At 61.6% G+C, this 21,645-nt stretch carries 24 protein-coding genes; 18 read left to right on the forward strand and 6 right to left on the reverse strand.

What is annotated here, in order from left to right:
• The first annotated feature begins 22 nt into the window (after positions 1–22).
• The 7 genes from NH195_RS02140 (at position 23) to NH195_RS02170 (ending at position 7,475) form a co-directional block, all read left to right on the forward strand.
• Positions 23–706, forward strand: a complete 684-nt coding sequence (locus NH195_RS02140) for an HAD family hydrolase (protein ID WP_066702396.1) — start codon at positions 23–25, stop codon at positions 704–706.
• Entirely contained in the window at positions 696–1,664 is a 969-nt protein-coding gene (locus NH195_RS02145; RefSeq protein ID WP_066702400.1) for a sugar-binding transcriptional regulator, read from the forward strand. Before NH195_RS02140 ends, NH195_RS02145 begins: the two co-directional genes overlap by 11 nt.
• A 109-nt stretch (positions 1,665–1,773) precedes the next feature.
• Positions 1,774–3,084, forward strand: a complete 1,311-nt coding sequence (locus NH195_RS02150; RefSeq protein ID WP_066702403.1) for an ABC transporter substrate-binding protein — start codon at positions 1,774–1,776, stop codon at positions 3,082–3,084.
• 70 nt (positions 3,085–3,154) lie between these two features.
• On the forward strand, positions 3,155–4,027 hold the full coding sequence (locus NH195_RS02155) for a carbohydrate ABC transporter permease (protein WP_066702406.1): 873 nt from the start codon (positions 3,155–3,157) through the stop codon (positions 4,025–4,027).
• Between the two features lie 12 nt (positions 4,028–4,039).
• On the forward strand, positions 4,040–4,870 hold the full coding sequence (locus tag NH195_RS02160; RefSeq protein WP_066702409.1) for a carbohydrate ABC transporter permease: 831 nt from the start codon (positions 4,040–4,042) through the stop codon (positions 4,868–4,870).
• A 29-nt stretch (positions 4,871–4,899) separates the two neighbouring features.
• The gene (locus tag NH195_RS02165; protein WP_066702412.1) at positions 4,900–5,904 is read left to right on the forward strand and encodes an ABC transporter ATP-binding protein; all 1,005 of its coding nucleotides are present in this window, start codon (positions 4,900–4,902) and stop codon (positions 5,902–5,904) included.
• Positions 5,905–6,011: 107 nt separating this feature from the next.
• Positions 6,012–7,475 carry a mannitol dehydrogenase family protein gene (locus NH195_RS02170; protein WP_066702415.1) on the forward strand — a complete coding sequence of 488 codons (1,464 nt, stop codon included), beginning with the start codon at positions 6,012–6,014 and terminating at the stop codon, positions 7,473–7,475.
• Here the strand turns inward: NH195_RS02170 and NH195_RS02175 are convergent.
• From NH195_RS02175 to NH195_RS02185, 3 genes are read right to left on the reverse strand one after another with little or no spacing between them, the layout of a single operon-like run.
• The gene (locus tag NH195_RS02175; protein WP_066702419.1) at positions 7,463–8,266 is read right to left on the reverse strand and encodes a metal ABC transporter permease; all 804 of its coding nucleotides are present in this window, start codon (positions 8,264–8,266) and stop codon (positions 7,463–7,465) included. The two genes, NH195_RS02170 and NH195_RS02175, sit on opposite strands and share 13 nt — an antisense overlap.
• Positions 8,263–9,069 carry a metal ABC transporter ATP-binding protein gene (locus NH195_RS02180; RefSeq protein ID WP_066702422.1) on the reverse strand — a complete coding sequence of 269 codons (807 nt, stop codon included), beginning with the start codon at positions 9,067–9,069 and terminating at the stop codon, positions 8,263–8,265. The genes NH195_RS02175 and NH195_RS02180 overlap by 4 nt, the downstream gene beginning before the upstream one ends.
• Complete coding sequence (locus NH195_RS02185; RefSeq protein WP_066702424.1) at positions 9,066–9,554, reverse strand: Fur family transcriptional regulator; 489 nt, start codon at positions 9,552–9,554, stop codon at positions 9,066–9,068. Before NH195_RS02185 ends, NH195_RS02180 begins: the two co-directional genes overlap by 4 nt.
• A 119-nt stretch (positions 9,555–9,673) precedes the next feature.
• Here NH195_RS02185 and NH195_RS02190 point away from each other — a divergent pair, with 119 nt between their 5' ends.
• The 9 genes from NH195_RS02190 to NH195_RS02225 all read left to right on the forward strand — a co-directional run bounded on the left by NH195_RS02190 (position 9,674) and on the right by NH195_RS02225 (position 17,007).
• Entirely contained in the window at positions 9,674–10,732 is a 1,059-nt protein-coding gene (locus NH195_RS02190; RefSeq protein WP_066702427.1) for a zinc ABC transporter substrate-binding protein, read from the forward strand.
• 92 nt (positions 10,733–10,824) lie between these two features.
• Positions 10,825–11,619: a S49 family peptidase gene (locus tag NH195_RS02195; protein ID WP_066702430.1), complete on the forward strand. Its 795-nt coding sequence runs from the start codon at positions 10,825–10,827 to the stop codon at positions 11,617–11,619.
• A gap of 4 nt (positions 11,620–11,623) precedes the next feature.
• The gene (locus NH195_RS21505; RefSeq protein WP_202906478.1) at positions 11,624–11,791 is read left to right on the forward strand and encodes a hypothetical protein; all 168 of its coding nucleotides are present in this window, start codon (positions 11,624–11,626) and stop codon (positions 11,789–11,791) included.
• Positions 11,791–12,735 carry a calcium/sodium antiporter gene (locus tag NH195_RS02200; RefSeq protein WP_066702433.1) on the forward strand — a complete coding sequence of 315 codons (945 nt, stop codon included), beginning with the start codon at positions 11,791–11,793 and terminating at the stop codon, positions 12,733–12,735. Before NH195_RS21505 ends, NH195_RS02200 begins: the two co-directional genes overlap by 1 nt.
• 9 nt (positions 12,736–12,744) lie before the next feature.
• Positions 12,745–13,530, forward strand: coding sequence for an SDR family oxidoreductase (locus NH195_RS02205; protein ID WP_066702438.1), 786 nt, complete (start codon positions 12,745–12,747; stop codon positions 13,528–13,530).
• Positions 13,531–13,872: 342 nt separating this feature from the next.
• Entirely contained in the window at positions 13,873–15,729 is a 1,857-nt protein-coding gene (gene uvrC / locus NH195_RS02210; RefSeq protein ID WP_066702958.1) for an excinuclease ABC subunit UvrC, read from the forward strand.
• 18 nt (positions 15,730–15,747) lie between these two features.
• Positions 15,748–16,314 (forward strand): CDP-diacylglycerol--glycerol-3-phosphate 3-phosphatidyltransferase, encoded by a 567-nt coding sequence (gene pgsA, locus NH195_RS02215; RefSeq protein WP_066702440.1) that lies wholly within the window; start codon positions 15,748–15,750, stop codon positions 16,312–16,314.
• The gene (gene moaD / locus NH195_RS02220) at positions 16,304–16,555 is read left to right on the forward strand and encodes a molybdopterin converting factor subunit 1 (RefSeq protein WP_081423751.1); all 252 of its coding nucleotides are present in this window, start codon (positions 16,304–16,306) and stop codon (positions 16,553–16,555) included. The genes pgsA and moaD overlap by 11 nt, the downstream gene beginning before the upstream one ends.
• Positions 16,556–16,569: 14 nt before the next feature.
• Positions 16,570–17,007 carry a molybdenum cofactor biosynthesis protein MoaE gene (locus NH195_RS02225; RefSeq protein WP_066702442.1) on the forward strand — a complete coding sequence of 146 codons (438 nt, stop codon included), beginning with the start codon at positions 16,570–16,572 and terminating at the stop codon, positions 17,005–17,007.
• 81 nt (positions 17,008–17,088) lie between these two features.
• On the opposite strand, the gene NH195_RS02230 is transcribed toward NH195_RS02225, so the two are convergent.
• The 3 genes from NH195_RS02230 to ubiA all read right to left on the reverse strand — a co-directional run bounded on the left by NH195_RS02230 (position 17,089) and on the right by ubiA (position 20,354).
• The gene (locus NH195_RS02230; protein WP_066702445.1) at positions 17,089–17,415 is read right to left on the reverse strand and encodes a hypothetical protein; all 327 of its coding nucleotides are present in this window, start codon (positions 17,413–17,415) and stop codon (positions 17,089–17,091) included.
• Positions 17,412–19,325, reverse strand: a complete 1,914-nt coding sequence (locus NH195_RS02235) for an OmpA family protein (protein ID WP_066702447.1) — start codon at positions 19,323–19,325, stop codon at positions 17,412–17,414. The genes NH195_RS02230 and NH195_RS02235 overlap by 4 nt, the downstream gene beginning before the upstream one ends.
• Before the next feature lie 63 nt (positions 19,326–19,388).
• On the reverse strand, positions 19,389–20,354 hold the full coding sequence (gene ubiA / locus NH195_RS02240) for a 4-hydroxybenzoate octaprenyltransferase (RefSeq protein ID WP_066702449.1): 966 nt from the start codon (positions 20,352–20,354) through the stop codon (positions 19,389–19,391).
• Between the two features lie 11 nt (positions 20,355–20,365).
• On the opposite strand from ubiA, the gene NH195_RS02245 reads away from it, so the two are divergent.
• Complete coding sequence (locus NH195_RS02245) at positions 20,366–21,103, forward strand: 16S rRNA (uracil(1498)-N(3))-methyltransferase (protein WP_066702451.1); 738 nt, start codon at positions 20,366–20,368, stop codon at positions 21,101–21,103.
• Positions 21,100–21,606 (forward strand): hypothetical protein, encoded by a 507-nt coding sequence (locus NH195_RS02250; protein ID WP_066702452.1) that lies wholly within the window; start codon positions 21,100–21,102, stop codon positions 21,604–21,606. Before NH195_RS02245 ends, NH195_RS02250 begins: the two co-directional genes overlap by 4 nt.
• The last annotated feature ends 39 nt before the right edge of the window (positions 21,607–21,645 follow it).

The raw sequence follows: 21,645 nt of genomic DNA on the forward strand, positions 1-21,645 counted from the left end.
TCGGCCCGAAGGGGAGGCGGCGATGTTCGATCTGGTGATTTTCGATTGCGACGGGGTCCTGATCGACAGCGAGGTGATTTCCGCCCGCATGTTGATCGCGGAACTGGCCGCATATGGTGTCGAGATCGACACGGCCTATGTCGCGGAGCATTTTCTGGGCCGCAGCTATCCGACCGTGCTCAGGACCATCCGCGACGCCTTCCAGGTTGCCCTCCCCGACGGCTTCGAAACCGGGTATCGCGCCCGGCTGATCGACGGATTCCGGGCCGCCCTCGTGCCGGTCCCGGGTGTGCGCGAGGTTGTCGAACGGCTTGCCGTGCCCTATGCGCTGGCCACCAGCTCGAGTCCGCCGCGCCTGTGCGAATCCCTTGAAATCGCGGGGCTGAACGACCTGTTCGAGGGCTGTGCGACCACCGCTTCCGAGGTGGTTCATGGCAAACCGGCGCCCGATCTCTTTCTCCGTGTGGCGGAGAAATTCTCTGTCGAACCAAGCCGTTGCCTCGTGATCGAGGATTCGCTCGCCGGGGTGCAGGCCGGGCTCGCCGCGGGCATGACCGTCTGGCGCTTCACCGGCGGGAGCCATCTCGCCGGGCTCGATCTCGCCCTGCCTGCCGACGCCACCCCGCATCGCGTGTTTGCAAGTTTCGGGGAATTCTTCCATGCTGCCCCGCAGCTTCTGAACAAGGATCCCAAGCATGCAGCTTAAGCCACAAGGTCTGTCCGAGGAGAGCGAAGTGTCCCCCCGTGACATGGCGGCTCGGGCGGCATGGTTGTCCTTTGTCGGCGGCCTGACCCAGGACCAGATCGCGCAACAACTCGGCATCTCGCGTCAACGCGCACAGCGCCTCGTGGCGCGGGCTTCGGCGGAGGGGTTGATCCGGGTGCGCATCGAACATCCGATCGCGGCCTGTCTCGATCTCGAACGGGCGCTGAAGGCACGGTTCGGGCTGGAGCAGGCCCGCGTCTCTCCGGCGCTTGCCGCGGGGAGCGACCCGCTTCTGGGCCTTGCGCCTTTCGTCGCGCCGGAGCTTGAACGGATCTTCGAGGCGGAGGGGCCCAAGGTCTTTGCGCTTGGCACCGGGCGGACGCTCAAGACCGTGGTCGAGCATCTGCGCACGGTCGAGGGCGCGCATCACAAGCTGGTCTCCCTGATCGGCAATGTCGCCCCGGACGGTTCCGCCTCGTTTTACGAGGTGATCATGCGCTTCGCCGAAAAGACCCGCGCGCGGCATTATCCGATGTCCGCTCCGGTCTCGGCGCGCGACGATGTGGAGCTGGCGCTCTATCGGTCCCTGCCACATGTGAAGGCCTCGCGGGCGCTGGCGAAATCTGCCGATCTCGCCATTGTCGGCATCGGCCAGCTCGGGGATGACGCGCCGCTCTACGTCGACGGCTTCCTGACCGCCGGAGAGCTCACCGATCTGCGCACCGCCGGTGGGGTGGGGGAGATCTGCGGACATATTTTCGACCGCGACGGGCGCTATCTCGACCACCCCGTGAACCACCGCATGGTCGGGGTGCAGGTGCCCGAGGGCCGCATGCCGGTCTATTGCGTCGGTGCGGGGGCAAGCAAGGTTCCCGCCCTGCGCGCGGCGCTTCAGGGGAGGCTCCTGGCCGGGCTGTTCACCGATGAGGAAACGGCCAGAGAATTGATTTCCAAGTAATATTCTCCGGAAAAATCGTGTGGGTGGAAAGCACCTTGACAGACCCACGCACATATATGAGCATTAGTTCATGATATGGGCAAATGCTCAAATCTAATGGGAGGATATCATGAACACGACTTTCCGCGCCCTCATGGGGGCGTGCGCTCTTGCTGCATTGGCGACAGGGGCCACTTCCGAAATCATCACGGTTGCCACCGTCAACAACGGCGACATGATCCGCATGCAGGGTCTGATGGACGATTTTTACGCCAAACATCCCGACATCGAAGTGGAGTGGGTCACGTTGGAGGAAAACGTGCTGCGCCAACGGGTGACGCAGGATGTGGCCACCAAAGGCGGGCAGTTCGACGTGATGACCATCGGGACCTATGAGGTGCCGATCTGGGGTGAGCGTGGCTGGCTTGTGTCGCTCAATGATCTGCCGGAGAGCTATGACGTCGACGATCTTCTGCCCGCGATCCGCGATGGCCTGACCGTCGATGACGAGCTTTACGCTGCGCCGTTTTATGGCGAGAGCTCGATGGTGATGTATCGCACCGACCTGATGGAAAAGGCGGGTCTTGAGATGCCCGACGCCCCGACCTGGGCTTTCATCAAAGAAGCCGCCGCTGCGATGACCGACAAGGACAACGAAGTCTACGGCATCTGCCTGCGCGGCAAGGCGGGCTGGGGCGAGAACATGGCGTTCCTCTCGGCGATGGCCAACTCCTACGGTGCGCGCTGGTTCGATATGGACTGGCAGCCGCAGTTCAACACCGAGGCCTGGGCCAACACGCTCAATGACTATCTTGAGCTGATGAACAATTACGGTCCTCCGGGCGCGTCGGGCAACGGGTTCAACGAGAACCTCGCGCTGTTCCAGACCGGCAAATGCGGCATGTGGATCGACGCCACCGTTGCGGCCTCTTTCGTGACCAACCCGAACGACAGCCAGGTGGCCGACAGCGTCGGCTTCGCGCAGGCACCGGACAACGGTCTTGGCCCGCGTGGCAACTGGCTTTGGGCGTGGAACCTCGGCATTCCGGCGGGCACGCAGAAAGTCGATGCAGCGAAGGCCTTTGTCGAATGGGCGACGTCGAAAGACTACACTGCGTTGGTCGCGTCCAAAGAAGGTTGGGCCAATGTGCCGCCGGGCACGCGTCAGTCGCTTTACGAGAACCCGGAGTATCAGGCCGTGCCGTTCGCCAAGATGACGCTCGAATCCATCCTCTCGGCGGACCCGAAACATCCGACCGTGGATGAAGTGCCTTACGTGGGCGTGCAATTCGTCGCGATCCCGGAATTTCAGGGCATTGGCACCGCTGTCGGCCAGCAATTCTCTGCGGCTCTGGCCGGTCAGATGAGCGCCGAACAGGCTTTGGACAATGCACAGAAACTCACCGAGCGTGAGATGATGAAGGCCGGATACATCAAGTAAACCGTCCTCCTCGCGGGCCGGTCCCCAGTTCCGGCCCGCATTTTTCCCTCTGATCGCCGAGGCACCTGTCATGGCCACGAAACATTCCCGCATGAGCGCGCGGCTCATGATCTCGCCCGCTGTTCTTTTGCTCTTGGGCTGGATGCTGATCCCGCTGTCGATGACACTCTATTTCTCGTTCCTGCGCTACAACCTGTTGATGCCGGGGATGGAGGAATTCACCGGGCTCACGAATTATCGCTTTTTCCTCACCGACCCTGCCTTCTTTGCCGCGCTTTGGAACACGATCGCGCTGGTGGTCGGTGTCCTGGTGGTCACCGTGATCGGCGGCATCCTTTTGGCGCTTTTGCTCGATCAGCCGTTTTTCGGTCAGGGTATCGTGCGCATTCTGGTCATCGCGCCGTTCTTTGTCATGCCGACCGTCTCGGCGCTGGTGTGGAAGAACATGTTCATGAACCCGGTGAACGGTCTCTTTGCCCATGCCGCCAAGGCGCTGGGGTTGCAGCCCTTTGATTTCCTGTCCTCGGCCCCTCTGGCCTCGATCATCGGGATTGTAAGCTGGCAATGGCTGCCCTTTGCGACGCTGATCCTGCTGACGGCTTTGCAGTCTCTCGATCAGGAACAACTCGAGGCGGCTGAGATGGACGGAGCGCCGTGGATCAAGCGGTTCTGGTACATCATGCTGCCGCATCTGGCCCGCGCGATCACCGTGGTGATCCTGATCCAGACGATTTTCCTCTTGTCGGTTTTCGCCGAGATCCTTGTGACCACCAACGGCGGTCCGGGCACGGCGTCCACGAACCTCACCTACCTCATCTACATGCAGTCTCTGCTGCAATTCGATGTGGGCGGTGGCTCCGCCGGTGGCGTCGTCGCCATCATCCTCGCCAATATCGTTGCGATCTTCCTGATGCGGATGATCGGCAAGAATCTCGACGCGTAAGGAGGTGATCCCATGGCACGTTCCGTTTCAACCCGGCGCAAACTGATCACAACTGTCTTCGCATGGGCCATCGGCATCGCGATCTTTTTCCCGATCCTCTGGACCATCCTGACCTCGTTCAAGACCGAGGCCGCCGCCATCGCCGATCCGCCCGTCTGGTTCAACTTCGATTGGACGGTGGAGAATTACGCCACGGTGCAGGAGCGCTCGAATTACTTCCGGCACTTCATGAACTCGGTCATCATCTCCGGCGGCTCGACGCTTTTGGGTCTGATCATCGCGGTGCCTGCCGCATGGTCGATGGCCTTCGTGCCCGCCAAGCGCACCAAAGACGTTTTGATGTGGATGCTCTCGACCAAGATGCTGCCGCCCGTTGGCGTTTTGGTCCCGATTTACCTGTTGTTCCGCGACCTTGGCCTCTTGGATACGCGCATCGGTCTGGTGATCGTTCTGACGCTCATCAACCTGCCGATCATCGTCTGGATGCTCTACACCTATTTCAAGGAAATACCCGGTGAAATTCTCGAAGCTGCTCGGATGGACGGGGCGAGTCTTCGTTCGGAGATCATCCATGTGCTGACGCCGATGGCGATCCCCGGCATGGCCTCGACGGTGCTGTTGAACATCATTCTCGCGTGGAATGAAGCGTTCTGGACCCTCAACCTGACCGCCGCGAAAGCAGCCCCCCTCACGGCTTTCATCGCCAGCTACTCAAGTCCCGAGGGCCTGTTCTACGCCAAGCTTTCCGCCGCCTCCACCATGGCCATCGCGCCGATCCTGATCATGGGCTGGTTCAGCCAGAAACAACTCGTCCGGGGCCTGACCTTCGGCGCAGTTAAATAATGCTGTGAAATAAGAAAAGGACCTTCGACATGGGACGCATCACACTTGATAAAGTGCGCAAGGCCTTCGGCGACATCGAAGTCATTCCGCCCCTGGACCTGACCATCGAAGATGGCGAATTCGTGGTCTTCGTCGGCCCGTCGGGCTGCGGCAAATCCACATTGTTGCGCCTGATCGCAGGGCTCGAAGATGTCTCAGGTGGCCAGATCCGTATCGACCGCGAAGACGCCACCAACCTGCCGCCCGCGAAACGCGGTCTGGCGATGGTGTTCCAGTCTTACGCGCTCTATCCCCATATGTCCGTGCGCAAGAACATCGCCTTTCCGATGAAAATGGCGGGTCTGCCGCAAGACGAACAGGAGCGCCGGATCGAATCCGCCGCCAAGGCGCTCAACCTCACCGATTATCTTGACCGCAAGCCCGGGCAACTGTCGGGCGGTCAGCGTCAGCGCGTCGCCATCGGCCGCGCCATCGTGCGTGAACCGGCGGCGTTTCTGTTCGATGAACCGCTTTCCAACCTCGACGCCGCGCTGCGGGTGGGGATGCGATTGGAAATCTCCGAGCTGCACAAACGCCTCGCCACCACGATGGTCTACGTCACCCACGATCAGGTCGAAGCCATGACCATGGCCGACAAGATCGTCGTCCTGCGTGCCGGCAATATCGAACAGGTCGGCTCTCCGCTTGAACTCTATAATCGCCCCCGAAATGTCTTCGTCGCGGGCTTCATCGGTTCGCCAAAAATGAACCTGATCACCGGGGCAGAGGCGGCCAAACATGGCGCGACCACCATCGGCATCCGTCCCGAACACCTTGTGATTTCGACCGAAGGCGGCGCGTGGAAGGGTGAGATTGGCGTGTCCGAACATCTGGGCTCCGACACCTTCTTTCACGTCACGGTCAACGGTTTTGAGGCGCCTCTGACAGTGCGCGCCTCTGGCGAGGTGTCTCTGTCCTATGGCGACACCGTTTGGCTGACGCCGAATGAGGCCAATCTTCATCGTTTCGACGCCGAGGGGCTGCGGATCGCATGACACGGCTTGCGGGGGAAACGGCACTCATAACGGTGAGGCCGATTACATCGCAGACCAGACCGATAACGTCGACGGTGGGCAATGGATGAGCTGAGGTGAGGCATATCATGAAACTATCCAACATAACCCTCAGGGACTTACCCGAAACGATCAAGCGCCCGGAGTATGACCGGAGCGTGCTCACGCCCGGCATCGTTCATATCGGTCTCGGCAATTTCCACCGCGCGCATCAATCCTGGTATCTGCACCGGTTGATGCAGATGGGATTGGCGCAGGATTGGGCCATCGTCGGCGCGGGTGTGCGGCCCTATGATGAGGAGATGCGTCAGAAATTTGTGGCGCAGGATTATCTGACCACACTGATCGAGCTGGACCCCGCGGGGTCTTCGGCGGAGGTCGTGGGCGCGATGATCGACTATGTTCCGGTCGAAGACGGCAACGGCGCGCTGATCGAACGCATGGCGCAGCCCGACATTCGCATCGTCGCGCTCACCGTCACGGAGGGCGGCTACTATATCGACCCGGCGACCAAAGGTTTTGACGCCACGCATCCGGATATTGTCCATGACGCCGAAAACCCCTGGCGCCCGCGCACGGCCTTTGGCGCCATGGTCGCGGCGTTGAAGCTGCGCCGGGATCGCGGGGTGGGGCCTTTCACGGGGCAGTCTTGCGACAACTTGCAAGGCAATGGCGCGGTGCTGCGCCAGACCGTTGTGTCGCTTGCGCGGCTCTCCGATCCCGATCTGGCGGATTGGATCAATGCCAAGTGTAGTTTTCCCAACGCCATGGTCGATTGCATCGTGCCGGCCACGGGGCCGCAGGAGCTGGAACTGGCGAAGAGCTTTGGCATCGAGGATGCTGTGCCCGTCACGCATGAGAATTTTCGGCAATGGGTGATCGAGGATGCGTTTTGCGCAGGTCGTCCCGACTGGGACAAGGCGGGGGCGGTGTTTTCCAAGGATGTGCACTCTTACGAGACGATGAAAATTCGCATCCTCAACGGTGGGCATCAGGTGATCGCCCCGGTCGGGGAGTTGCTCTCCGTGGTGACGATTTCCGGCTGTATGGAGCATCCTCTGATCGGCCAGTTGTTCGAAAAAGTCGAGCGCGAAGAGATCATGCCCCATGTCGCGCCTGTGCCCGAGTTCACGCCGCAGACCTATGTCGCGCTGATCAAAAAGCGGTTCTCCAATCCGAAGATCGTCGATACCACACGGCGCGTCGCCTTTGACGGTTCCTCGCGTCAGCCGGGGTTCATCGTGCCGTCGATCCGTGCCTGTCTTGCGCGCGGGATCGCGCCGGAGGGGCTGGCGCTGACCTCTGCGCTTTGGGCGCGTTATTGCCTTGGAACACGCGAAGACGGGTTCGAGATTGCGCCCAACGATCCGTTCTGGTCCGATCTGAGGGCTCTGGCCGCACAGGCCAAAGATGAGCCGAAGGTCTGGCTGTCCATGCGCCATATCTATGGCGATCTGGGCGAAGATGTGCGGTTCGCGGCGGCCTTCGAGCGCTGGCTGACGACGATCTGTCGCGAGGGTGTCGAGGCGGCGCTCAGGTCTTATTTGACCTGAGAGCGCAGCAGTCGCACCAGATTGGCCAGCACGAAGATCAGTGCGGCAACCGTCACGATGGTCGGGCCGGTCGGCGTGTCAAAGGTGAACGCGCCCTGAATGCCGCCCAACACCGCCAGCATACCAATGAGCGTGGCGATCAGCGCCATGCGCTCCGGCGTGCGGGAAAACGGCCGCGCACTCGCCGCTGGAATCAACAGCATCGCGGCAATCAGCAGCGTGCCGACCACCTTGATCGCCACCGCGACGACCATCGCCAGCGCCAGCGACAGGATCAACTGTTCGCGCCGGGGCGAAAGTCCCGAGGCCATGGCGAGATCGGGGTTGAGTGTCGTGGTCAAAAGTGCCGACCAGCGCCAGTACAGCAGAACGGAGACCAGCACCGCACCGCCCCAGATCACCGCAAGATCGCTGCGCCCGACGGCGAGAATGTCGCCGAACAGATAGGCGTTGAGATCGACCCGCACGTTGGGAACGAAGGACACGGCAACAAGCCCGAAGGCCAGTGCGCTATGCGCCATCACGCCCAGCATTGTGTCCATGGCAAAGCCGCGCCCCGAGAGGGTCGAGACGGTGAACGCCATCAACAGAGCAATCACAAGGACGCCCGCGAAGATCGACACGTTGAACGCCAGCGCCAGCGCCACCCCCAACAGAGCGGCATGCGCCGTGGCATCGCCGAAATAGGCCATTCGCCGCCAGACGACAAAACAGCCGAGGGGGGCTGCGGCCAGCACAAGTCCGATCCCGGCGAGGATCGCCCGGACCAGAAAGTCATCGAGAAGGCTCATGCGGAAGTTACCTTGTCCTGCGGTTGGTTCTGGCTGTGGTTCTGACCGTGGTCATGCGTGTGCGCATGCGCATGGTCCTGCGCATGGTCGTGATCGCAATGATCAAGGCTGTGGTCGTGCCGGTAGAGCGCCAGTGCGCCATGCGTGCCGGTGCCGAACAGCGCCCGGTATTCCGGCGCGGAGGCGACATGTTCCGGCGCGCCATGGCAACAGACATGGCCATTAAGACAGATCACCCGATCCGAGGTGGACATCACCACATGCAGCTCGTGGCTGACCATCAGCACCGCAACGCCCTTGTTCTGACGTAGCCGCTCGATCTGGCTGTAGAAATCGGCGGAGCCGGTCTGGTCCAACCCCTGTGTCGCCTCGTCGAGGATCAGGAGATCCGGCTCGGACAGAAGCGCACGGGCCAGCAGCACGCGCTGGAACTGCCCGCCCGACAGGTCGGTCATCTGCCGCATGCAAAGATGGCCCGCACCGGCATCGTCGAGCGCGGCATGGGCGGCTTCGTTGCTCACCCGTTTCGGCAGCGACAGGAAGCGCCGTACGGTGAGCGGCAGGGTCGGGTCGATATGCAGCTTTTGCGGCACGTAGCCGATGCGCAGCCCGGGTTTGCGGATGACGGCACCGCTGTCCGGCTGCAAGGCACCGATCACCACTTTCATCAGCGTCGATTTGCCGGAGCCGTTCGGTCCCACGATGGTCACGATCTCGCCCGGTTCGACCGTCATCGACACGTCGTCCAGTACCAGACGCCCGCCGAGATGCAGGGTCACATTGTCGATCTCAATGAGGCTCATCGCTTTTCACTCGCCAGACAATTGGGGCAGGTGCCCTCGGCTTCGAGAACCGCCCGCGAAATGCGAAAGCCGGTGGTTTCGGCGATGTTTGCCAGCAGGCTGTGCGACGGATCTGTCTCGGCCTCCGCCACTGCCTGACAGGTGGTGCAGATCAGGAAGGCAGGCGTGTGCAACTCGCCGGGGTGGGCACAGGCGATGAAGGCGTTGAGCTTCTCGATCTTGTGCACGAAGCCGTGTTTCGTGAGGAAATCGAGCGCGCGGTAAGCCACCGGCGGCTGGCTGCCGAACCCGTCCTCGGCCAGACGGGCGAGCACGTCATAAGCCCCGAGCGCGCGGTGTTCCTCAAGCAGGATTTCCAGCGCCCGTTTGCGCACCGGCGTCAGTTGCAGCCCCGCCTCGCGACAGGACCGGTCCGCCGCGGCGACGGCGTCCGCGACGCAATGGCTGTGATCGTGGTGCTGAAATCCGATCGGGTTCGGGTCCATGGCATCGCTCCGGTATGACGAGTCGCGCGATTGGTTTCGCGACAGAGGCTCTTGATATGTTATCACCTCTGTTATATCAAGCCCGAGACGTAATAACATAACATGCACCAGAGGCCAGAATGACCCTTCGTCCCTCCCTTCTCTCCGCCACGCTCCTTGCCGGGGCACACTTCGCCGCCGCACAGGCCGCCTTTGCCGAGGTGCCGAATGTCGTCACCGACATGGCGCCGATCGATTCGCTCGTGGCCCAGGTCATGGGAGATCTCGGCTCCTCGACCCAGTTGATGCCTCAGGGCAGCTCGCCGCACGGCTATTCCCTGCGCCCGTCGGAGGCCAAGGCGCTGCAAGCCGCCGATATCGTGTTCTGGACCGGTCCGCGCATCGAACCGTGGCTCGATGAGATGATCGACGAGGTGGGGCAAGACGCCCATTCCGTGCCGCTGACGCTTGCCGAAGGCAGCACGATCCTGCCGCTGCGCGAAGGCGCGACTTTTGAGCGCCACGTCCATGGCGACGACGAGCATGATCACGATCATGACGAGGCGGGCCACGATGATCACGACGATCACGCCGAAGAGACACATGACGCGCATGACCACGACGATTATGAACATGACCACGAAGAGGTCCATGATCACGACCATGACGAGGCCGATCTTTCCGGCTCCGACGGCCATGCCTGGCTCGACCCGATGAACGCCCGCCTCTGGCTCGGTGTCATCGCCGAGGAGCTGTCGGAACTCGACCCGGAAAACGCCGGCACCTATGCCGCCAATGCCGCCGCCGGTCAGGCCGCGCTGGACGCACAGATCGCCCGCGTTGAGGCCGAACTGGCACCGCTCTCCGATCTGCGTTTCATCGTCTTCCACGACTCCTTCCAGTATTTTGAAAACCGCTTCGGTCTTCAGGCGACCGGCTCCATCTCGCTTTCGGACGCCACCGCGCCGAGCCCGGCCCGCGTCAAGGAAATTCAGGACAAGATCAAATCCGAAGGCGTCACCTGCGTCTTCTCTGAACCGCAGTTCAACGCCGGTCTCGTGGCTACTGTGCTTGACGGAACCGAGGCAAAGACGACCGTGATCGACCCGCTGGGCGTAGACTTGACGCCGGGTGTCGGATTTTACGGCGATCTAATCGACGCTGCGGCAGAGGCATTCAAAACCTGCGCTGGCGAATAATCCGGTTTCAAATGACCGACCGATAAAAAAAGGGCGCGTGGCAAGGCCTCGCGCCCTTGTTTGTGCGGGGGGCTGACTTTACATCCCAAGGCATGAGCCTCAGCATCCCCTTCCTCGCCTCGCCGCCGAAGGTCAATGTCATCCGCCTGAACGGCGCGATCATGACCCGTCAGGGCGGTTTGAACGACCAAAGCCTCGCCCCCGCGATTGAGCGCGCCTTTCGCAAGGGCAAACCCGCCGCCGTCGCGCTGTCGATCAATTCGCCGGGCGGTTCGCCAGTGCAATCCTCGCTGATCGCGGCGCGGATCATGCGTCTGGCGGCGGAAAAAGAGCTTCCGGTCTATGCGTTTGTCGAGGATGTCGCGGCCTCGGGCGGCTATTGGCTGGCCTGTGCCGCCGACAAGATTTTCGTCGATCCAAGCTCCATCGTCGGGTCCATCGGGGTGATCTCCGCCGGTTTCGGCTTTGATCAGCTTATTGGCAAATACGGTATCGAACGGAGGGTCTATACCTCGGGAAAATCCAAGAGCCAGATGGACCCGTTCCGTCCCGAAAATCCCGAGGACGTCGCCCGGATCAAGTCGCTTCAGGAAGAGATCCATCAGGCCTTCATCGCTCATGTTACCGAATCCCGTGCCGAGCGACTGTCGAAAGAGGCGGAACTCTTCGACGGCTCCTTCTGGACCGGGGCGAAGGGTGTCGACCTCGGGCTCGCCGATGGCATCGGACATCTCGTGCCGACCATGAAGAAGATCTATGGCGACAAGGTCAGACTTGCGGTTTTCGGCCCGAAACGCCCGCTGTTCCGCCGCTTCGGCACCGAACTCGCCTCCGGTCTTACCGCGCAGGTCGAGGAACAGGCCCTTTGGGCCAGATTCGGACTCTGAACAGATGGTTTTCAAGATCATCAGCGTCTTTCTGATCTTCATGATGGTGCTCGCCCTTTTCGGCCGCCTGCGCTTTCCGGGTCAGCAAAAGCTGAACGATATCAAATGTCCGAAATGCGGGCGTTACAGAATTGGTAAAGGCCCGTGCGCCTGTGAAAAGGACAGATCCTGATGGATTTCATTTATGCGGTTGCCGGTCTGATCATCCTGCTGATTGCGGGCGACATGTTGGTGCGTGGCGCCGTGAACCTGTCCCTGCGACTGGGTATTCCGGCGCTGATCGTCTCGCTCACCGTCGTGGCCTTCGGCACCTCCGCGCCGGAGTTGTTGGTGTCCGTGTCGGCGATTTACGACGGCGCGCCGGGGCTGGCGCTCGGCAATGTCATCGGGTCGAACACCGCCAACGTGTTGTTGGTGCTGGGGATTCCGGCACTGATCTCGACGCTGCATGTGATCGACAATTCCACCCGCGCCTCTTACCTCCAGATGATCGGTGCGACCGTGTTGTTCATCCTTCTGGCTCTGCGTGGACGTTTCGATTGGATCGCCGGGGTGATTTTGCTCTTGGCGCTGTTCTCGATGATCGGCCATGCGATCTACAAGGCCCGCTGTCACCGCGTTGCCCAGCGTGAAGTTGCAGCCGAAGAGGTCGAGGGCGCCGATCCCGACATGCCCTGGATCAAGATCGTCGGTTTCCTGCTCGTCGGTCTCATCGGTCTGCCTCTGGGGGCGGATATTCTCGTCGATGCCTCCACCAATATTGCCCGCGCTTTCAATGTGTCCGACGAGGTGATCGGCCTCACCCTCGTGGCACTTGGCACCTCCCTGCCGGAACTCGCCACCACCGTCATGGCCGCACTCAGGAAACAGGCCGATGTCGCCTTCGGCAACGTCATCGGCTCCAACATGTTCAACCTTCTCGGCATCATCGGTGTATCGAGCCTCGTCGGCCAGCTTCCGGTCGACAAGGACCTTATGGATTTCGACATCTGGGTGATGCTCGGAGTTTCCCTCCTGCTCGGCCTGTTCGTGCTCAAACGCATCGACATCACCCGGGTTTGGGGGGGCGTCCTTTCCGTCCTATATGTGCTCTATGTATTGGCTGTTCTGGGCTGAGGAAGACCTATGATGTCGCGTAAGGCGCTTGTGACCGGGGCCGGGAAACGGCTGGGCCGTGCCATGGCCCTGTATCTGGGGGAGATGGGCTTTGACGTGGCCGTGCATTGTCATCGCTCGCGTGCCGAGGCCGCCGATCTGGTTGAAACCTTGCGCGCCATGGGGCGCAAGGCCTCCGTGTTGCAGGCCGATCTGCTCGATGAGGCGCAGGTGGAGACCCTCGTGCCGCGTGCCGTGGACGCGCTCGGCGGACCTTTGACGCTTCTCGTCAACAACGCCTCGATTTTCGAAGACGACACGGTTGAGACCGCCACCCGGCAAAGCTGGGACCGGCATTTCGGGAGCAACCTGCGGGCGCCCTTCGTGTTGATCCAACAGTTCGCCACGCAGGCTCCCGATCCGGTGTGCGATCCCGACGGTCGCCCGCACGCGCAGGCGCTTGTGGTCAACATGATCGACCAGCGGGTGCGCAAGCTCACGCCGCAATTCATGTCCTACACGCTTGCCAAATCCGCGCTCTGGACGCTCACACAAACCGCGGCTCAGGCTCTCGCGCCCCGCGTGCGTGTCAACGGCATCGGTCCCGGCCCGACGCTTCAGGGCGCGCGCCAGAGCCCGGAGGACTTTGCGGAGCAGCAGAAATCAACCCTTTTGGCGCGTGGTGTCGCCCCGTCCGACGTCACTGCCGCACTGGCCTATCTGATCGCCGCTCCTGCGGTGACGGGGCAGCTCATTTGTCCCGATAGCGGTCAGCATCTGGCTTGGGAAACGGCGGATGTCCGGGGGCGGGAGTAAGTCCCGTTAGCCTTTCCAGGCAAAAGTTTTGCACGGCTCGCAGATTTGTTTCATTTTCGTTACTAAAATGTAAATAATATCAAGGGTTTGCGGGATGTGTCGAAAAATATCCTTTGAAATCAAAGCGCTAAAAACGAGGTCATTTTTTGTGCAAACGGGTGAACGCGCATGAATCCAAGGGGAAATCCGTGTTCACGAAAACTTATAAGCAAGGTTATCCACAGAAACGGTGGATGAGTTTGCTCTTGCCCTTGGCGCGATAAGATTGCAGCCAGAGGGGGAATCGGAGGCAGGCAGATGAGTGACGCGACAGGCGCTGAAAAAACCGACCAGACGTCCGACATGTCCCACAAGGACGTGCCGCGCGGCCATGAGGTGATCGCCGATTACGTCAGGAAACTCGACGGTTCGCCCGGCGTGTATCGCATGCTCGATCCCGAACATAACGTGCTCTACGTCGGCAAGGCGAAGAACCTCAAGAACCGTGTGTCGAACTATGCCCGCCCCTCGGGCCATTCCGCCCGCATCGCCCGGATGATCTCCGAGACCTCGCAGATGATGTTCCTCACGACCCGGACAGAGACCGAGGCGCTTCTGCTCGAACAGAACCTGATCAAACAGCTCAAGCCGCGCTACAACGTATTGCTGCGCGACGACAAGAGCTTCCCGAACATCATGTTGACGAAGGACAGCGATTTCCCGCAGTTGTCCAAGCACCGCGGTGCGCGCAAGCGCAAGGCCGCCTATTTTGGCCCCTTCGCTTCTGCCTCCGCTGTGAACCGCACGCTGAACCAGTTGCAGAAGGTCTTTCTTCTGCGCACCTGTTCCGACCCGGATTTCGAGTCCCGTACGCGCCCCTGTCTTCAGTATCAGATCAAACGGTGCACCGCGCCCTGCGTCGGCAAGATCTCGAAAGAGGACTATGCCGAGCTGGTGAACGAGGCCGAACGCTTCCTTCAGGGCCGTCACTCCGGCCTTCAGGAAAAGCTCGCCCATGAGATGCAAACGGCCTCCGACGCAATGGAATTCGAACGCGCCGCCGCCTTCCGCGACCGCATCCGCGCCCTGACACAGGTTCAGACCGCGCAGGGCATCAACCCGCGCACCGTGGGCGAGGGCGATGTGATTGGGCTTCATATGGAGGGCGGGCAGGCCTGTGTGCAGGTGTTCTTCATCCGCGCGCATCAGAACTGGGGCAACAAGGATTTCTACCCGAAAACCAATGGCGCGGAGGCGGAGGAAGTGCTCGCCAGCTTCATTGGCCAGTTCTATGAGAAACGCGATCCGCCCCGTCAGCTCATCCTGTCGCATGACATCGAAGAGCGGGATCTGATGGCCGAAGCGCTGTCGGAAAAAGCGGGCAAGAAGATCGAAATCCTTGTCCCTCAGAGGGGCGAGAAACAGGAACTTGTCGCCTCTGCGCTCCGTAATGCCCGCGAAAGTCTGGGCCGCAAAATGTCCGAGGGGGCCGCGCAGGAAAAACTGCTCGAAGGTCTCAAAGAGGCCTTCGACCTGCCGCGTGTGCCCGCGCGCATCGAGGTCTACGACAACTCCCATATTCAGGGCGCGCATGCGGTTGGCGCGATGATCGTCGCGGGGCCGGAAGGTTTCATGAAGAACCACTACCGCAAATACGACATTCGCGGCGATGACATCACCCCCGGCGACGATTTCGGCATGATGAAAGAGGTTCTGACCCGTCGTTTCAAGCGTCTGTTCAAAGACGATCCCGACCGCTCAAAAGGCCTCTGGCCCGATCTTCTGTTGATCGACGGCGGCGCGGGGCAGGTCTCTGCCGTGCATGAGATCATGGTCAAAGAGGGGGTCACAGACATTCCGATGATCGGCGTCGCCAAGGGCATCGACCGCGATCAGGGCAAGGAAGAATTCCACCGCATCGGCCACCGTGTCATGGCGCTGCGGCGCAACGATCCGGTGCTCTATTTCATCCAGCGCATGCGCGACGAGGCCCACCGCTTTGTCATCGGCACCCACCGCGCGAAACGCTCCAAGGCCATGGGTCTCACCAAGCTCGACGACATTCCCGGCATCGGCGCCACCCGCAAACGTGCGCTTCTGGAGCATTTCGGCTCCGCCAAGGCGGTGGAGGGCGCGCATCTCGACGATCTGATGGCCGTCGACGGAATTTCCGAGAAAGTGGCGCAGACCGTCTACGACTTCTTCCATGAGCACGGGTGAGAGAGTAAGGAGAAAACCATGACATGGAACCTGCCCAATATCCTCACCGTCTTCCGGTTGCTCTGCGCGCCCGGCGTGGCGCTCGTTTTCCTCATCCTGCCGCGCCCCGTCGCCGACTGGGCCGCGCTGATCCTGTTCGCTTCCGCCTCGATCACCGATTTCCTCGATGGCTATCTGGCGCGCAAATGGGATCAGATGTCGAAATTCGGTGCCATGCTTGACCCGATCGCGGACAAGGCGATGGTGGTCACGGCCATCGCGGTACTGACGATGATTCATGGCGCGAACCCGCTGATCGTGATCCCTGCCGCTTTCATCCTTCTGCGCGAAACCTTCGTCTCCGGCCTGCGCGAATTCCTTGGCGATACCGCCGGGACGCTCAAGGTCACCAAGCTCGCCAAGTGGAAAACCACGTTTCAGATGGTCGCCATCGCCGTGCTCTTCGCCTATGGCGCGACCCTGATTGCGCCGCTCTTCACCCTCGGGGTCGTGATCTTCTGGATCGCGGGCCTTCTGACCGTGATCACCGGCTGGGATTACCTGACCAAGGCCATGCCTTACCTGCGAGATCACCATGAAGATTGAGGTGCTCTATTTCGCATGGGTGCGCGAGCGCATCGGCGAACCGCGCGAGACGGTCGAGACCGACGCCGCGACGGTGATGGATTTGGTCGAGGAATTGAAATCCCGCGAAGAGCGCTATGATCTTGCCTTCTCCGATCTCAAATCCTTGCGCGTCGCTCTCGATCAGGAACTGATGGAGTTCGACTCTCCTCTCGAAGGCGTGCGCGAGGTGGCCTTCTTCCCGCCGATGACCGGCGGGTGAGTGGGAGCGAAACCATGCGCATCTCCGTCCAGTCCGAAGATTTCGAACTCGCTCAGGTCCTCAAGGGCTTCGGCAAAGCCCCGAACACTGGCGCGACGGTCAGCTTCACCGGGCTGGTGCGCGACGACACCGGCACACTCGATCATATGGAGATCGAGCACTATCCCGGCATGTGCGAAGCCGCGATCACCAAGATTGCGGAGGAGGCCGGAACGCGCTGGTCCCTCACAGATTGCCTCGTCATCCACCGTTACGGCCAGCTCCGCCCCGGGGATCAGATCATGATGGTCGCCACCGCCGCCCGGCATCGGGTCGAGGCGTTCGAGGCCGCCGAATATCTGATGGACTACCTGAAATCCCGCGCGCCGTTCTGGAAAAAGGAAGTGACGCGCGAGGGGGCCGATTGGGTCGCGGCGAAAGAGGCCGACGAAGACGCGCTCAAGCGCTGGTAGGCCGTTCTGGCGGCTGCGTTACGTGCCCGACAAAAGTCCGACGCAAATCCGACGCTTTGCCGACAGCAAAAACGCGGGGGGTCAGCCCGCGTTCATCCGCTCGATATAGGCCCGAAGTTCCTCTGCCTCCTGACGCGCTTCCCGCAGACCGTCCATCGCCGCGCGCAGCTCCGCCTCGGTCTGGTTGGTCTGCGTCGTCATCTCCGCCTCGCGATGCTGATAATAGGCAATCGCCTGATCGCGTTCTTCCTCCGCCTCGTGCAACTGCTGCGCCATGGTGTCGAGATCGTTCATCTCGCCCTGACCCACCCGCACGAACCGATGCACAAGCCAATGCGCAAACCATCCCATCAGGAAGGCAATGAAAAGCACGATCGCCGTGGCGATGATCAATTCGGTTCCGTTCATTCCGTATCCCCGTTCTCTGTCCCATCCGTACCGGTGTCCGCCGTGTCATCGGTGTCCGCATTTTCCCCCTGCGTCTCCTCCGATGGTACCGTTTGCGGCGCCTCTGCGTTCAGAAGTTTGAATTCGATCCGACGATTTTCCTCACGGCCCTCCTCGGTGCCGTTGTCGGCAATCGGTTCGCTTTCGCCATAGCCTTTCGCGGTGAAGCTCACCCCTGCCACCCGGCGCATCAAAAGCCCGTCGAGCACGGAATTGGCCCGCTGTGTCGAGAGGTTTAGATTCATCGTCTCACCGCCCTGGCTGTCGGTATGGCCGCCGATTTCCATCTCGACCTCCTCGCAATCCTTGAGCGCCTCGGCAATGCGGTCGAGCGTGTCATTGGCCTCGACATTCAACTCGACCGACCCCGGATCGAACACGATCTTGGAACTGGCGACAATGGCGTTGGCCTCGGCGACGCATTCCTCGGGCGTCGGCAGGTCGAGCACCGGATCGAGTTTCTTCACATAGGTCACGTCGATGGTGAATTTCGCGCCATCGCCCAGCTTGTCGGACAGGATGCCGGCGATGGCCGCTTTGGCGTTTTCGTTGCCGGTCTCGCCCCGGATCTCAACCATGTCCTCGCTCATGATCGCCGAGCCGCGGGTCACCTCGCCAAGCGCTTCGATCACCGCCATGGCGCGCATCGCCCAGCCGGAGGGCAGGGTGTCGTCGATGCGCATGGCGGAGTAGACCGAATGAGACCCGAACTCGGCCCGCGCGAGCGCTTCGGTCGCCTGCTTGCTGCGGTCGTCGGGAATGCGTCCACGCAACTGGGTCTGACCTTCGGGCGAACGGGTGACGATGAATTCGGCCCGCTCGTCTTCGGCCTCGGCCTGTTCCGCCTCCGGCAGGGAGGCGTGCAGGACGAAGGTCGGCGGCAGGTCGGCCTCAAGCTCGCCCACCACCGTGTCGAACAAGGCGGGGGAGGTGCCCTCGGCGGCGATCAGGTTCACGTCGCCATCGGTGAAGGTGATGCTGCCCTGACCGAGTTTCGACAGTGCCCGCATGCCGGTTTCTACCGCCACGGCCCATTGCGCCGACGGGGCGCCGAGCCCCACCGTGCAATGCGGATCGTCGATGCCAAGCGATTTTGCCGCGGCCAGAATGCGCAGATGACCCTGCGCGGTCTCGGCGACGCAGGCGTCGAAATGCGGCCCGGTCTCGTCGATCAGGAAGCGCGCGGTAAAGGGCGTGATCACCGGTCGCGGTGCGGCGATGTCGAGCCTGGTGCGGATCGTCTCCGGCAGCTCGGCTTTGAGTTCTTTCTCGAAGGCAGCCTTCTGCGCCTTGCTTTCGGCGAGTGCCGTGACGGTGATCCCATCGGCGGCCAGCGAGATTTTCGAACGCGGCAAAAGCGCGATGGCCTCGAGCCCGAAGTCCATGGCCTCGTCCCAGGCGTCGGGTTGGGGATAATCCGCCTGTTCCATCAGATCGGCGATGGAGCCGGTGCCGCTGGCTTTCTTCAGGTTCTCGATGAAACGGGCGCGGTCCCAGGAGGTGGGCACGAGACCGATCAGGGAGATGCCACTGTCGTTGCGCAGGATCTCGATGGAAAAGCGCGGCGCGGGGATGGCTTCCTGCTGGACCACGTTCATCACGTTGATCACGCGGGCCGGATCGACCACATGGCCCGCCGCACGCTGGGCGGCAAGCTGGGTCTGTTCGTCCGGGGCCACCCCGGTCAGCACGATCTGCAACCCGTCGCCTTCGACATTGACCCAATCGTAGCCCTGCAAAGTCAATTCGTTCCCGACCGCCTTGGTCGATGTGTTCTCGATGAACCGGGCACCGATCGCGGCCCCGGCCAGACAGAGAATGGCACCGATGATCAGCGCGGCGAAGACGGGCAGAAAGTTGGATATACGCATCAAACGAAGTGGCCTGTTGTGAGATGTGGCCTTTTTCTTAGGGGGTTCAGCCCATGGCTGCAATCAAAGGAACACCGCAATGGCAAGAAACAGCGCAGCCAGAAGCCCTGTGTCGCGGTTGGCCCTGAAAAGTTTCAGGCAGACATCGGGATTGTCCGTGTCAAGCCGTGCCATCTGCCAGGTCATGTGCAGCCCCATCGCCCAGGGCGCGCCCAGGGCCACGACAAGGGCCAGAACGGAGCGATCCGAGAGCGCTTCGATGATGCCCGCGGCCATCAGCACGACAGTGATGACGAGAAAGCGCTTGAGCCAGCGCGGTGTTTCTTCGCCAAAGCGCCGCGCGGTGGATTTCACCCCGATCAGCGCATCGTCTTCCTTGTCCTGATGGGCATAGATCGTGTCGTAGAAAATCGTCCAGGCAATGCCCGCGAGATAGAGAAACACCGGCGCCATGCTCAGCTTGCCCGCCACAGCGGCATAGGCCAGAAGCGCGCCCCAGTTGAAGGCGATGCCGAGAAACACCTGCGGCCACCAGGTAAAGCGTTTGGCGAAGGGATAGATCGCGACCGGAAGAAGCGACACAATGCCGAGCAGAATGGCGAGCTTGCCGAAGGTCAGAAGGATGACACAGGCGATGAGGCTCTGAACGATCATCCATGTGGCGGCCTGTTTGACCGTGACCTGCCCCGAGGGGATCGGGCGGCTTTTGGTGCGTTCCACCTTGTCGTCGAAATCCCGATCCGTGATGTCGTTCCATGTACAGCCCGCGCCGCGCATCAGCCACGCCCCCAGAGCACAGCCGATCATGATCCAGATCGTGCGCAGGCTCAGCGTGCCGGCCTCGGCCGACGCCAGAAGCGCGCCCCACCAGCACGGGATCAGCAACAACCATGTGCCCACCGGCCGATCCGCCCGCGACAGCCGAAGATAGGGCCGGGTCCAGGCCGGGGCGCGATGGTCCACCCAATTTCCCTTGACGGCATCGGCAACTTGCCCGTTCATCTCTGGCGTCACGCGGTCATCGGTCATATGTAGGGTCCATGGTTGAAGCGAAAATCAGGCTCTATGTAGATCACCCACTGTCGGTGGGGCAATCCATTCCTCTGGAACGGGAGCAAGCGCATTACCTTTTCGGGGTGATGCGGCTGGCGGAGGGCGCATTTGTCGCGCTGTTCAATTCCCGGGATGGCGAATTCGTGGCCGAAGTCACCGAGGCGGGCAAGCGCGGCGGGGTTCTCACCTGCGTCGAGAAGACGCGCGAACTGCAAATGCCGCCAGATCTCTGGCTCCTGTTCGCGCCGATCAAAAAGGCTCGCACCGATTTCATTGTCGAGAAAGCCGCCGAGATGGGGGCCAAGCGCATTTGCCCGGTACAGACCGAGTTCACCAATTCCGAACGCATCCGGCAGGACCGGTTGCAGGCCCACGCTGTCGAGGCCGCAGAGCAATGCGGCGGGACCTATGTGCCCGAGGTGGCCGATCTGCAAAAGCTCGACCGCCTTCTCGCCGACTGGGACCCGGAGCGTCAGATCATGTTCTGCGACGAAACGCTGGTGGGCGCGGCAGAGGCACTTGGCGCGAAAGAGGGCGATGCCAAAGGCGGCAAATGGGCCATTCTGATCGGACCCGAAGGTGGGTTCTCGGAGACGGAGCGCAAACGCCTTCATGCGCTGCCCTGTGCTCATGCTGTCTCGCTCGGTCCCCGCATCCTGCGTGCCGACACGGCGGCGGTGGCGGCACTGACGGTCTGGCAGCAAAAGCTTGGGGACTGGTCGTGAGGCCGGAAGTGCGCGCGGCACTGGTCCGCTGGCGCGAGGTGATTGTCGGGCTTGTGGTCGTGGCGCTTTTCGCCTGGTGGGCGGCGTCCTCTTATGGCGTGATGCGCTGGATCGCCCTGACCGGCATGGCCCTTGCCGTAACCTTTGCTTTCGCCGCCGTGCAACGCGCCCGGTTCTCGCAAGGCGGCGGCGGCTTTGGCGCGGTCGAGGTGGACGAAGGTGTCGTCAGCTTCTTTTCGCCCCTCACTGGCGGTCAGATCGAGATCGAGGCGATCTCTTCCGTGACCCTGCTGCCCGGTCCGAAAGGCCACGCCCACTGGCAACTCGATGCCTATGGTCAGACGCCGCTGATTATTCCGCTCAATGCCCATGGCGCGGAGGTTCTGTTCGATGTCTTCGTCGGGCTCGACGGGCTGGAGACCGAAAAAATGCTGCGCGAGATCAAATCCAACCCCGACAGGCCCGTGGTGATCTGGCGCAAACGCACAGCCGTTCTGCACTGAGGCAACGACCGGGAATGCCTTGGCCGCATTGACTTCCGT

The sequence above is a fragment of the Celeribacter ethanolicus genome (assembly GCF_001550095.1).
In the GTDB taxonomy this organism is placed as follows: domain Bacteria; phylum Pseudomonadota; class Alphaproteobacteria; order Rhodobacterales; family Rhodobacteraceae; genus Celeribacter; species Celeribacter ethanolicus.